Raw genomic sequence first — 12,192 nt, forward strand, 5'->3', positions numbered from 1 at the left:
AGTCGGAATGGCCACCCAATGTTGGGTGGCCATTTCGCATTTACGGGCACATTTTGTGTTCGTGTGTCAGCGCCGNCGGGGGACTGGCTAGAGTCGAGGGGTGAGCGCGTTCTCGGGGCACGTACCCGGGAGCCGCGACTACCGGATGCTGCTGATCGGTCTGTTCTTCGGCGGCGTCGCGACGTTCGCGCAGCTGTACTCCACCCAAGCGGTGCTTCCGCAGATCGCCGGCGACATCGGGTCGGGACCGGCCTCGGCAGCCCTCACGGTTTCTGCGTCGACGCTGGGGCTGGCGGCCGCGGTACTTCCCTGGTCCTTGGTCGCCGACCGCATCGGTCGGGTGCCCGCGATGGCATCCGGTCTCGTCGTGGCGACCGTGCTCGGGGCGGCGACCCTGCTCGCCGACGACCTCGTCGTGCTGCTGACGCTGCGGCTGCTCGAGGGGGCGGCGCTCGGTGCGGTTCCGGCCGTGGCCTTGGCCTACCTGAGCGAAGAGGTGCATCCTCGACACGTGGCGGCGGCGGCCGGCTCGTACATCGCGGGAACCACCGTGGGCGGCCTGTCGGGCCGGGTGGTGTCGGGTTGGGTCGGCGAGCTCGCCGGATGGCGGTGGGGAGTGGCATCCGTCATTCTTGTCTGCGTCGTGGCGGCGGTGATCTTCCTGGTTCTCATTCCCCGTGCGCGGGGTTTCGTGTCGGGGCGCGATCGCGAAGAGCGCGGACCCACGGTGCGCAGGAGGATCGGCGTCAATCTGCGATCCCCGGTGCAGCGGGCGCTGTACGCGCAGGGCTTCCTGCTCATGGGTGCGTTCGTGGCGGTCTACAACTACCTGGGGTTCCACCTCGCCGCTCCACCATTCTCGCTGGCGCCCGCCCTGGTCACCCTGCTCTTCCTCGCCTATCTCGCGGGCACGGCGTCATCCCCACGCGCGGGGGCCCTGGCCGTGCGGTACGGGCGGTTCCCCGTGCTGGCGCTCTCGATCGGCGTGATGGCGACGGGGGTCGCGCTGATGGCGGTCCCGGCTCTGGTCGTCGTGGTGGTGGGGTTGATCCTCTTCACCGCGGGCTTCTTCGGCGCGCACGCGGTGGCATCGGGGTGGACGCCCGTCGCAGCCGCGCCCGAGGCGCGCGCGCAGGCGTCGTCTCTGTACTACCTCGGTTACTACGCCGGGTCGAGCGTGTTCGGATGGCTGCTCGGCGTGGTGTTCGGCTCGGTGGGGTGGTTCTGGTTCCTCGTCGTGGTCTTGGCGATGTGCGCCGCGGCTCTCGGCGCCGCCCTCGTGTCGCTGCGCGCGGCTCGCCCCTCGCCGTGACCGTCTGAGCCCTTCTCTTATCCGACCCGCCGAGGTCAATGGCCCGGGGCGATGTCGCCGAAACCGGGTAGCGTCGGAGGTCAGACGTGAGGAGGTCGGGAGTGGACGACGCCGACGAGCGGACGATGGATCAGGGTACCGATGGCGAGACGGTGGGAGAGGTGACTGCAGACGACGTGGCCGAGACCGCGTCGGAGATCAGTTACGACGAGCAGAGGTACCCGGCTCGACCCCGCAGGCTCCGCCCGCGGGATCAGTTCCGAGGGGGAACTCTCCGACGGTTCCTGACGGATCCGCGCAACGCGAACGGAATGAACCCCTCGTACGTCGAGTGGCTCGTGCGCCAGTCGATGCTCAAAGACGCCGACGTCCTCAGCCGACAGCTGTCGGGACAGCCGTCGATGTGGCGGAACCCCTACGCTCGGCCCGACGCGCGACGCGCCATCGATTCGACGGACGTGTGGTTCACCGCCTATCCCATCTCGCTGATCACGCGACCGGGGGAATCCTTCCTCGAATCCCTCGGCAACGAGGCGCTCTGGGAGGCCTTCGAGTGGGTGGGCATCAACGGCATCCACACGGGTCCGGTGAAGCGGGCCGGCGGGATCACCGGATGGCAGGAGACCCCCAGCGTCGACGGCCACTTCGACCGCATCAGCACCCAGATCGACCCGGACTTCGGCGATGAGAACGCTTTCCGCCGCGTCGCCGACGTGGCCGACGCACACGGTGGCAGCGTCATCGACGACATCGTGCCCGGCCACACCGGCAAGGGCGCCGACTTCCGGCTCGCCGAGATGGCGTACAAGGACTACCCCGGCATCTACCACATGGTCGAGATTCCCCGGGAGGACTGGGGACTCCTGCCGGAGGTGCCCGCGGGACGGGACTCGGTCAACCTCGACTCCGACACCGAGCGCGAGCTCAGTGCGCGCGGATACATCATCGGCGAACTGCAGCGGGTCATCTTCTACACGCCGGGCGTGAAAGAGACCAACTGGAGCGCGACCGCCCCGGTGGTCGGCACCGACGGCATGGAGCGCCGGTGGGTCTACCTGCACTACTTCAAAGAGGGCCAGCCGTCGATCAACTGGCTCGACCCCACCTTCGCGGGGATGCGTCTGGTGATCGGCGACGCGCTGCACTCCCTCGGAGACCTGGGCACCAGCGCGCTGCGCCTCGACGCCAACGGGTTCCTCGGCGTCGAGAAGAGCGCGGAGGGTCTTCCGGCCTGGTCGGAGGGGCACCCCCTGTCGCACGCGGCGAACCACATCATCGCCGGCATGGTGCGCAAGGTCGGGGGGTTCACCTTCCAGGAGCTGAACCTCACGATGGAGGACATCCGCGACACCGGTGCGGTGGGTGCCGACCTCTCGTACGACTTCGTCACGCGTCCGGGATACCACCACGCTCTGGCGACGGCGAACACGGAGTTCCTTCGCCTCGCGTTGACCACCGCGCTCGAGACCGGTCTCGAACCGGCGCAGCTCGTGCACGGCATGCAGAACCACGACGAGCTGACGTATGAGCTGGTTCACTGGGCGACCACGCATCGCGACACCCTGTATCCGTTCCGTCACGGCGAGCACACCGGTGGCGAGATCGCCGAGATGGTGCGATCCGAGTTGACTGAGAAGCTGACCGTCGAGGCCGACTACAACCTCGTCTTCACGCAGAACGGCATCGCGTGCACGATGACGTCGCTCATCGCGGCGACGCAGGGCAAGGCGACTCTCGCCGAGATCTCCGAGAGCGACGTGCCGGCGATCCGCGACGCCCACCTGCTGCTGGTGAAGTACAACTCGTGGCAGCCCGGGGTGTTCGCGCTGTCGGGATGGGATCTGACCGGATCCCTGACCCTCCCCGCCGACGATGTGCGACACCTCATCTCGTCGGGCGACACGCGATGGATCGAGCGCGGGGCGCACGACCTGCTCGACGTGGCCCCGGAGGCCTCGTCATCGGCATCCGGGATGCCGCGGGCCCGGTCGCTCTACGGCTCGCTGGGCAGCCAGCAGGACGACCCCGATTCGTTCCTCTCGGGGCTCCGCGACGTGCTGCGGATCCGTCGCGAGAACGGCATCGCCGTCGCCTCGCAGGTCGACATCCCGCAGGTCGGACACCCGAGCATGCTCGTGATGGTGCACCGGCTCGACGGTGGCGACAAGCACCTCGACGAGGCCCCGCTGCAGATCACGGTGCTGAACTTCTCGGGCGAGACGATCGAGGGAACGGTGCGCTCCGAGTGGTTGGTCCCGCAGAGCACCGCCGTCGACGCCGAGACGGGCGACGTGGTGGGTCGCGTCGACGAACTGCAGAGCTTCTCGCTCGAGCTCGGGCCGTACGCCGGGCTCTTCCTGACGCTGGAGGCCCCGGTCGCGGGGGAGTGAGCCCCGATGTCGGGGGCCGGACGTAGCGTGGAGCCGTGTCCGCCCCCGACTGTCTCGCCGATCGCTGCCTCGCGCCCGCCGTCGCCGACGCCCCCGTCTCGCTCTGCGCGTGGCATCTGGCCGTCAGCACCGAGTGGGCGGCATCCGCCGACGGGGTGACCGATCTGCTCCCGACCCCCTGCATCCTCTGCGGATCGCGTCTGGGGGTGCGGTGGCCGAGTGGGTGGCTGTGCGCCGTGTGCGAATGGCGGCACGGGGATCCGATCGACGGTGAGCTCCCGCCGCCGCGCGTCGACGTCGTCTACTACCTGCGATTCGGCGACCGCATCAAGATCGGCACCTCGGCCCGCCCTCGCAGGCGCCTGGCCGCGATCTGGCACGACGAGCTGCTGGCGTTCGAACTCGGCGATCGTCTGGTCGAACGCCGTCGGCACGCCCAGTTCGCCGACGACCGATTCGACCGGACGGAATGGTTCCGCCGCAGCCCGGCGCTGTCGGCACACGTGGCAGCTCTGGCCGAGGGGGTCGACGACCCCTGGGCGCGATATGCGCGGTGGAGGAGCGAGGCTCTCGCCCGACGGGGATGACACCCGGGGAGCCGGGGCGCACGGCACAAGCCCCAGCCCGCTCCAAGCCTCGCCTCTTACCGTGAGCGGACACCACCCGGGAAAGGGATCTGATGGGCTTCCTCGATCGACTGTTCGGCTCCGGCGACACCCCTGAGCGCGGCCCCGTCGTGCCACCCGCACCCCGGCAGGCGGCCAGCGGACTGAGCGACGGTGACGGTCGCTACGCGCCACCTCCGCCCCAGACCTCGGCCGGGGCGATGTCGAGCTCAGTCGAGGGCCCCGTCGCCGGATCCGACGAGGATCGCCAGGCCGTCGAGCGGTACCGCTACCTTCTGCGCACGGCGCCGCCCGAGACCGTCGAGCAGGTGCACGCCGAGGCGTTCGGCCGGTTGACTCCCGCACAGCGCCAACAGGTGCTGCAGGAGATGTCCGCCGGCCTGCCGGCGTCGGAGCGACCGACCGGCGACGATCCGTCGTCGTTGGCGCGCGCGGCGACCCGCGCCGAGTACACGCAGCCGGGTTTCATGGAGCGCACCTTCGGCGGGCGGTCGTTCGGGGGCGGACCCGGGTTCGGATCGATGCTCGGGGCCTCGATGCTCGGCACCATCGGCGGCTACGTGGTGGGGTCGGCGCTCGTGGGCGCGCTCTTCGATCCCGGCTACGACGCCGGATTCGCCGACGGGGCGTCCGCCGATTCGGCCGTCGCCGACTCCACCGGGGGCGAGGGTGACGCCGGCGCCGTGGACGCCGGCGGGGGCGATTTCGGAGGCGGTGACTTCGGCGGCGACTTCGGCGGTGATTTCGGGGGAGACTTCGGCTTCTGAACCGAGCGCTGCGCGACGGGCGCCATTTCTGCGCGCCACGGGTGCCGGCGCCCCACCGAGCCAATGAAAAGGCTATGGTCGAGGCCATGGCGCACCATGAACAGTGAGCGTCTCGGCCTGCGTCGTAGCGTCCTGTCGAACCAGTTGCTTCTGTCGGCAGCGACCCTGATCGTTGTCGTGGTGTCGATCGCGCTCGGTCAGGTCGTCTCGGGCACCTTCTTCGTCGCGGGTGCGGCCGTGATCTTCATCGTCGCCATCGTCAGCGTCCTGGCGCCGTGGCAGCGGATTCCGTGGTGGACGGTCGGTCTCGTGCCCATCGTCGACGTGCTCGCAGTCGCGATGCTGCGTGTCAGCGCGCCCCTGGCCGGAGTGGGTCTGCTCTGGGCCTTCCCGGCGATCTGGGTGGGCATGATCCTCGGCTTGCGCGGCGTGATCGCCTTCACCGCGGTGATCTGCGCGGTCATGGTGCAGCAGTTGGCGACCGACCCCCTGCAACGCTTCAGCGCCTCCACGCTGATCCTTCCCTTCACCCTCGCCGCTCTGGCATCCATGGCGCACTTGACCTCCCGCCGGACCCGCGCCCAACGTGCTCTGCTGGAGAAGCAGTCCACCGAGCTCCGGCGCGCCGTCGACCGGTCGCGCCGACAGGAGGACCTGGTCACCGAGGTGCTGGATGCCGTCGACTTCGGCGTCACGAGCGTGACGCCGACGGGGGAACTCGTGGTCACGAACACCGCGCACGCGCGCCTGCTCGACCCCGTCGACGCCCTGGGACGCGACCTGGCCGTCTTCGCCGCGGACGGCGCGACGCCCATCGCGCCGCGAGACGCCCCGCTGGCCCGCGCGCGCGCCGGCGAAGCCTTCGAGGGCGAGCTCGTCTGGTACGGACAGCCCGGCGAGGGCCGCCGCGCGCTGAGCGTCACCGCGCGGCGTCTCCCTGCTCGAGCGGGCGAGGATGCCGGCGGCATCATCGTGTCGCGCGACGTCACCGTGGAGGAGCAGGCCCGTCGCATCCGGGAGGACTTCGTCGCGAGCGTCTCGCACGAGCTGCGCACCCCGCTGACTTCGATCCTCGGGTACCTCGATCTGGCCCTCGACGACGACACGATCACCGAGGCCACCCGGGAGCGGCTCGAAGTGGCCGAGCGCAATGCGGCACGTCTGTCGGAACTGGTCGCCGACATCCTCGCCCTGTCCACCGCGTCGGGAGAGGGCTTCGGGGTCGACCTGGAGCGCGCGCCGGCCGATGTCTCGGCCCTGGTCCGCACCGCCATCCACTCGATCATGCCGCGCGCCGTCGAACAGCAGATCCACCTCGACGGAACGGGGATCGACGACGGAGTCATCGCCGTCGTCGACGCGCACCGGGTGCGGCAGGTGATCGACAACCTGCTCTCCAACGCGGTCAAGTACAACCCGCGCGGCGGAGTGGTGGCCGTCACCGTGACGGCGGATGCCCGATCCGTGACCGTCGTGGTCGCCGACGACGGCCCGGGTATCAGCGTGAGCGAGCAGGCGCGTCTGTTCGAGCGCTTCTTCCGCGGTGACGCCGTGCGCAAATCCTCGACGCACGGGAGTGGGCTGGGGCTGGCCATCAGCCGCGACATCGTGCGAGCCCACGGCGGCGAGATCACGGTGCGCACCGCACCCGGTGACGGCGCCGCCTTCGCCGTGCGGCTTCCCCAGAGCGGAGAAGAGGGGTGAACCTCGACGTACTGACGCTGCAGGCGGCGGCGTCGCTCGTCATCGTCGTGTCCACCGTCATGTTCCTGCTCGACACCCTCATGTCGCAGGATTCCCCGCCGGGACGGCTGTGGGCGGGCGCCTACCTGTCGGGCACGCTGTCGGCCGTCTGCTATCTGGCGTGGATGCTCCTCCCCGACGCCTGGATGGCCGTCGCGCTCGGCAACGGCGCCTTCGTCGCCGCCACCGGTTTCATCTGGCTGGGGTGCGTGTCGTACAACCGGCACGCCATGAGGGCGCCCGCCGTCGTGATGGCGGTGACGGTTTTCATCGTCATCTCGGCCGCGCTCATCGCCGGCCCCGAGGGCGGCGAATGGGCCGGCGCCGTGCCGTACTTCCTCGGCAACGCCCTGTTCGCGATCGCCGGCGCCGTCGAGACGCGGCGCGCCGCCATCGGCCGACGCTGGAGTTCGGGCGGGCTCACCCTGGTGCTGAGCGTCGAAGCGGTCTGGTTCCTCGCCCGTAGCGTGGTCTTCGTCACCGTCGGCCCCGACAGCGACCTGTTCCGCACCGTCTTCGACACCCGCGTGTCCGCACTGCTCACCATGACCCTGGTGATCGCCGCGGTCATCGTCACCTCGGCGCTGCGCGCGAACGAGTCGGCGCTGCGCGGACTGCCCGACATCCGCCGACTCTCCGTCGATCGCGACGGCGTGCTGTTGCGCGAATCGTTCGAAGCCGCTCTGGCCATCACCTGTGCGCGGGCGGAACGGGCGGGCGAGGGCGTGTGCGTCATCGGCATCCGCATCGACGACCTGCGTCGCGTGGTGACCGCCTTCGGACCCGACGAAGGCGAGGGGATCGCCCGCGAGCTCTGGGCGTCGGTCCGCCGCCACGCGCCCACGATGGCGCTGGTGGGGGAGATGGATGCCACGGGGCTGAACGTGGCGTTCACGACCACGCCGACGACCGACGTGCGTCGCGCCGCGCGGGTGCTGCACGCGCGGGTGATCGCCGACCTGGCGGGGGTGGGGGCGTCGGTCGTCCCGGTCGTCGGGGTCGGGATGGCGCTCTCGGAGGACCACGGGCACGACGCGGCGGTCCTGTCCGAGCGGGCCGACGCCGCGGCGGCGCAGGCGGCGCTCACGGGCGATCAGCCGTTCGGCCTCACCGGGCGCTGAACGCGGGCGGGCCCGCCCGGGTGTCGCCCGGCGTCGCTCAGCTCGACGCCATGAGCTTCTGGACGAGCTCGCGCAACTCTCGTGGGCGGAAGGGTTTGGTGAGGTAGTCGTCGGCGCCGGCATCGCGGCCCGAGAGCTGCTCGAGTTCGTCGACGCGGGCGCTCACCATCAGGATTTTCGTGGAGCTGAACTCGCGGATCCGCCGGGCCGTCTCGAACCCGTCGATGCCGGGCATGCTCACATCGAGCGTGGTCACGGCCGGATCGTAACGTTGGACGAGATCGATCCCGTCGAAGCCGTTCGGGGCCGTGTGCACGACGAAGCCCGCGCTCTCGAGCACCGCGGCGATCAGCGTGCGGATGTCGAGGTCGTCCTCGATCACCACCGTGATGTTCGGGTCGGTCATCGTCGTGCTTCCTCGGTGGGGGCCGGAGAAGATCCCGCCTCTGGACGAATGCTAGACCACGCTCCGCCCGCGGGACGTCTCCGGGCGCGAGGGCCGAGGTATGGCATCCTCGGATCGTGCCTCTTCTCGCGTTGACGGGCGGAATCGCCTCGGGCAAGTCCACCATCTCCGGTTTTCTCGCCGCCAAGGGCGCCGTCGTCGTCGACGCCGACGCGATCGTGCGCGAAGTGCAGGCGCCGGGGACCCCGGTCCTCGACGGCATCGCCGCGGAGTTCGGCCCCGAGGTGCTCCGCGCCGACGGATCGCTGGACCGCGCGGCGCTGGGTGCTCGCGTGTTCGGGCACCCCGATCGACTGGCCGCGTTGAACGCGCTCGTGCATCCCGCGGTACGGGCGGAGTCGGTCCGGCGCTTCCGCGCGGCGCTCGACGCCGATCCCGAGGCCGTCGTCGTCTACGACGTCCCCCTGCTCGCCGAGGCACGGGCGGGCGACGAGTGGGATCTCGTCGTCGTCGCCCACGCCCCGGCGGCGGTGCGCGTGCGGCGTCTGGTCGAGACCCGGGGGATGAGCGAGGACGACGCGCGTGCGCGGATCGCATCGCAGGTCAGCGACGACGAACGCCTCGCCCTGGCCGATGTGGTCATCGACACCGCCGCCGACCTCGACGCCACGCGCCGCCAGGTCGACGAGCTCTGGGCGCGCGTGGCCGAGGCCGGCTGAGGGCGATCGCGCCGGCGCGCTCGCCCAGGGCGAACGCAACCCGCCCCCGATGTCGGAGGCCCCGCCTACGCTGGAAGCATGCAGGCCACCCGATCCGTTCGCCCCTTCGAGGTCATCAGCGAATACACCCCCTCCGGCGATCAGCCACACGCGATCGCCGACCTCGCCGCGCGCATCAACGCCGGCGAGACCGACGTGGTCCTGCTGGGCGCGACCGGAACCGGCAAGTCGGCCACGACGGCGTGGCTGGTCGAACAGGTGCAGCGCCCCACCCTGGTGCTGGCGCACAACAAGACCCTGGCCGCGCAGCTGGCGAACGAGTTCCGAGAGCTCATGCCCAACAACGCCGTCGAGTACTTCGTGTCGTACTACGACTACTACCAGCCCGAGGCGTACGTCCCGCAGACCGATACGTTCATCGAGAAGGACAGCTCCATCAACGCCGAGGTCGAGCGTCTGCGGCACTCCACCACCAACTCCCTCCTGTCCCGCCGCGACGTCATCGTGGTGTCGACGGTGTCCTGCATCTACGGCCTCGGTGCGCCCGAGGAGTACCTGCGCGCCATGGTCGCGTTGCAGGTGGGGGAGCGCTACGACCGCGACGCGCTGATCCGCAAGTTCATCTCGATGCAGTACAACCGCAACGACGTCGACTTCTCGCGAGGGAACTTCCGCGTGCGCGGCGACACGATCGAGATCATCCCGGTGTACGAGGAGTACGCCATCCGCATCGAGATGTTCGGCGACGAGATCGAGGCGCTGTACACGCTGCACCCGCTCACGGGCGACGTCATCGAGAAGATGGACTCCGTGCCGATCTTCCCGGCCTCGCACTACGTGGCCGGTACCGAGACGGTCCAGCGCGCCATCGGCACCATCGAGCACGAGCTCGAGGAGCGACTCAAAGAGTTCGAGTCCCAGGGCAAGCTGCTCGAGGCGCAGCGGCTGCGCATGCGCACGACGTTCGACCTCGAGATGCTGCAGCAGCTGGGCTTCTGCTCCGGGATCGAGAACTACTCGCGTCACATGGACGGCCGCATGCCCGGCGACCCGCCGCACACCCTGCTCGACTTCTTCCCCGACGACTTCCTGCTGGTGATCGACGAGTCGCACGTGACGGTTCCGCAGATCGGGGCCATGTACGAGGGCGACGCCTCGCGCAAGCGCACGCTCGTCGAGCACGGCTTCCGTCTCCCCAGCGCCATGGACAACCGACCGCTCCGCTGGGACGAGTTCAAGGAGCGCATCGGGCAGGCGGTGTATCTCTCGGCCACGCCGGGGCGGTACGAGATGGGGATCGCCGACGGTGTCGTGGAGCAGATCATCCGCCCCACGGGGCTGGTGGATCCCGAGATCATCGTGAAGCCCTCGAAGGGGCAGATCGACGATCTGCTCGAAGAGATCCGGGTGCGTGTCGAACGCGATGAGCGCGTGCTCGTGACGACCCTGACCAAGAAGATGGCAGAGGAGCTCACCGACTTCCTCGGCGAGCACGGCGTGCGCGTGCGCTACCTGCACTCCGACGTCGACACCCTGCGCCGCGTCGAACTGCTGACCGAGCTGCGGGCCGGCGTCTACGACGTGCTGGTGGGCATCAACCTCCTGCGCGAGGGGCTCGACCTTCCCGAGGTCTCCCTGGTGGCGATTCTGGATGCCGACAAAGAGGGGTTCCTGCGCAGTGGCACCTCGCTCATCCAGACGATCGGCCGCGCGGCGCGAAACGTGTCGGGCGAGGTGCACATGTACGCCGACCGCATGACCGACTCGATGCAGAAGGCCATCGAAGAGACCGAGCGCCGCCGAGAGAAGCAGGTCGCCTACAACCTGGAGCACGGGATCGACCCGCAGCCGCTGCGCAAGAAGATCGCCGACATCACCGACGTGCTCAACCGTGAGGCCTCCGACACCAAGAAGCTGCTCGCCCGCACCGACAAGGGGGGCAAGGGCAAGTCGCCGACTCCGTCGCTGCGGCGGACCGGTATCGCCGCCGAGGGTGCCGACCAGCTCGAGTCGACCATCGCCGATCTGACGCAGCAGATGCTCGCGGCCGCGGCGGAGCTGAAGTTCGAGCTCGCCGGCCGACTGCGCGACGAGGTGCAGGACATGAAGAAGGAGCTGCGGGCGATGGAGCGGGCCGGTCACGCCTGACCCGGTCGCAGAATCGTCCCGCAGTCGGGGGAGTCACGAGATGCGGCAGGCGATGACGTTGCAGGCGATGACGTCGCAGGGGATGATGCCACAGGGGATGCCGCAGGAGGGCTCATGCAGCAGAGAGTGTCGCTGATCACGCTGGGCGTGCGCGACCTGGCTCGGTCGCTGGAGTTCTACGAGGGCCTCGGGTGGAGACGCCACGCGGATTCCGTCGAGGGTGAGGTGGCGTTCTTCGACACCGGGGGCATGGTGGTGGCGCTCTGGGCCCGCGCGTCGCTCGCCGAGGACTCCGCCGTGGACGACGCCGGGGGATGGGGCGGGATCACACTCGCCCACAACGTCCGGCGAGCCGACGAGGTCGATGCGATCCTGCACGCCGCCGTTGCCGCCGGTGCACGCCTCGGTCGTGGCGGTGCGCCGACGCCGTGGGGCGGGTACTCGGGTGTGTTCGTCGACCCCAACGGGCATCCGTGGGAGATCGCGGTCAATCCGGGATGGCCCCTCGACGAGAACGGGCGGCCGCGCCTCAGGTGACGGCGCGGCCGGGGTGCGCTGCGCCTCGGCTGAACGCACGGCTGTCATGCGCTGTGTCTCGGATCAACGCGCGGCTGATGAGCGCTGCGCCTCGGCTGGCGTGCGCACGAACCGCGGGCATCGGTCGCGCGCGTGCGTGCGCACGTCCGGGACGTGGTCAGGGGCAGTGCAGCAGGGGCTTCGGGCCGGTGCGGTCGACCGAGTGCTCCGTCATCGCGTGCCCGCAGAGCGGGCAGGGCCGACCGGTCCGAACCGGCTCGGGGGTCGTCTCGTACGGGCCGACCGATGCCGGGCCGGCCACCTTGATGAGGCGCGTGTTGAGGTACTGGTACCAGCCACCGGCTTCGCGCACGCGCTCGCGGAGCGGTGGGCGATCGGCATCCTTTCGTGTCATGATCTTTAGTGTACTAACGAATGGGAAGG

At 69.8% G+C, this 12,192-nt stretch carries 11 protein-coding genes; 9 read left to right on the forward strand and 2 right to left on the reverse strand.

The annotated features are described in order from the left end of the window. Positions 1–145 precede the first annotated feature (145 nt). The 6 genes from IFU19_RS03700 (at position 146) to IFU19_RS16985 (ending at position 7,959) form a co-directional block, all read left to right on the forward strand. On the forward strand, positions 146–1,312 hold the full coding sequence (locus IFU19_RS03700) for an MFS transporter (RefSeq protein WP_192013328.1): 1,167 nt from the start codon (positions 146–148) through the stop codon (positions 1,310–1,312). Between the two features lie 125 nt (positions 1,313–1,437). Continuing rightward, positions 1,438–3,702 carry a maltose alpha-D-glucosyltransferase gene (gene treS, locus IFU19_RS03705; RefSeq protein WP_244630765.1) on the forward strand — a complete coding sequence of 755 codons (2,265 nt, stop codon included), beginning with the start codon at positions 1,438–1,440 and terminating at the stop codon, positions 3,700–3,702. 35 nt (positions 3,703–3,737) lie between these two features. Then, positions 3,738–4,289 (forward strand): GIY-YIG nuclease family protein, encoded by a 552-nt coding sequence (locus IFU19_RS03710; protein ID WP_192012969.1) that lies wholly within the window; start codon positions 3,738–3,740, stop codon positions 4,287–4,289. A 92-nt stretch (positions 4,290–4,381) separates the two neighbouring features. After that, on the forward strand, positions 4,382–5,095 hold the full coding sequence (locus IFU19_RS03715) for a hypothetical protein (RefSeq protein WP_249405346.1): 714 nt from the start codon (positions 4,382–4,384) through the stop codon (positions 5,093–5,095). A gap of 96 nt (positions 5,096–5,191) precedes the next feature. Beyond that, positions 5,192–6,799, forward strand: a complete 1,608-nt coding sequence (locus IFU19_RS03720; RefSeq protein WP_192012970.1) for a sensor histidine kinase — start codon at positions 5,192–5,194, stop codon at positions 6,797–6,799. After that, the gene (locus tag IFU19_RS16985) at positions 6,796–7,959 is read left to right on the forward strand and encodes a diguanylate cyclase domain-containing protein (RefSeq protein WP_192012971.1); all 1,164 of its coding nucleotides are present in this window, start codon (positions 6,796–6,798) and stop codon (positions 7,957–7,959) included. Before IFU19_RS03720 ends, IFU19_RS16985 begins: the two co-directional genes overlap by 4 nt. Positions 7,960–7,996: 37 nt before the next feature. Here IFU19_RS16985 and IFU19_RS03730 read toward each other — a convergent pair whose 3' ends face one another. After that, on the reverse strand, positions 7,997–8,365 hold the full coding sequence (locus IFU19_RS03730) for a response regulator transcription factor (protein WP_192012972.1): 369 nt from the start codon (positions 8,363–8,365) through the stop codon (positions 7,997–7,999). 116 nt (positions 8,366–8,481) lie between these two features. Between IFU19_RS03730 and coaE the strand changes: the two genes are divergently transcribed. From coaE to IFU19_RS03745, 3 genes are all read left to right on the forward strand, one after another. Beyond that, positions 8,482–9,084, forward strand: a complete 603-nt coding sequence (coaE, locus tag IFU19_RS03735) for a dephospho-CoA kinase (RefSeq protein ID WP_192012973.1) — start codon at positions 8,482–8,484, stop codon at positions 9,082–9,084. A 78-nt stretch (positions 9,085–9,162) separates the two neighbouring features. Then, on the forward strand, positions 9,163–11,232 hold the full coding sequence (gene uvrB / locus IFU19_RS03740) for an excinuclease ABC subunit UvrB (RefSeq protein ID WP_055837767.1): 2,070 nt from the start codon (positions 9,163–9,165) through the stop codon (positions 11,230–11,232). 114 nt (positions 11,233–11,346) lie between these two features. Continuing rightward, on the forward strand, positions 11,347–11,769 hold the full coding sequence (locus tag IFU19_RS03745; protein ID WP_192012974.1) for a VOC family protein: 423 nt from the start codon (positions 11,347–11,349) through the stop codon (positions 11,767–11,769). Between the two features lie 157 nt (positions 11,770–11,926). On the opposite strand, the gene IFU19_RS03750 is transcribed toward IFU19_RS03745, so the two are convergent. Continuing rightward, positions 11,927–12,163: a hypothetical protein gene (locus IFU19_RS03750; RefSeq protein WP_055837761.1), complete on the reverse strand. Its 237-nt coding sequence runs from the start codon at positions 12,161–12,163 to the stop codon at positions 11,927–11,929. Positions 12,164–12,192: the final 29 nt, after the last annotated feature.

It is taken from the genome of Microbacterium sp. CFBP 8794 (assembly GCF_014841235.1).
Lineage (GTDB): Bacteria > Actinomycetota > Actinomycetes > Actinomycetales > Microbacteriaceae > Microbacterium.

Bases quoted from the DNA above. Each gene is read 5' to 3' on its own strand.
- IFU19_RS03700 (WP_192013328.1), top strand. From the start codon at position 146: ATGCTGCTGATCGGTCTGTTCTTCGGCGGCGTCGCGACGTTCGCGCAG.
- IFU19_RS03720 (WP_192012970.1), top strand. From the start codon at position 5,192: ATGAACAGTGAGCGTCTCGGCCTGCGTCGTAGCGTCCTGTCGAACCAG.
- treS (WP_244630765.1), top strand. From the start codon at position 1,438: ATGGATCAGGGTACCGATGGCGAGACGGTGGGAGAGGTGACTGCAGAC.
- IFU19_RS03730 (WP_192012972.1), bottom strand. From the start codon at position 8,365: ATGACCGACCCGAACATCACGGTGGTGATCGAGGACGACCTCGACATC.
- uvrB (WP_055837767.1), top strand. From the start codon at position 9,163: ATGCAGGCCACCCGATCCGTTCGCCCCTTCGAGGTCATCAGCGAATAC.
- IFU19_RS03745 (WP_192012974.1), top strand. From the start codon at position 11,347: ATGCAGCAGAGAGTGTCGCTGATCACGCTGGGCGTGCGCGACCTGGCT.
- IFU19_RS03715 (WP_249405346.1), top strand. From the start codon at position 4,382: ATGGGCTTCCTCGATCGACTGTTCGGCTCCGGCGACACCCCTGAGCGC.
- IFU19_RS03750 (WP_055837761.1), bottom strand. From the start codon at position 12,163: ATGACACGAAAGGATGCCGATCGCCCACCGCTCCGCGAGCGCGTGCGC.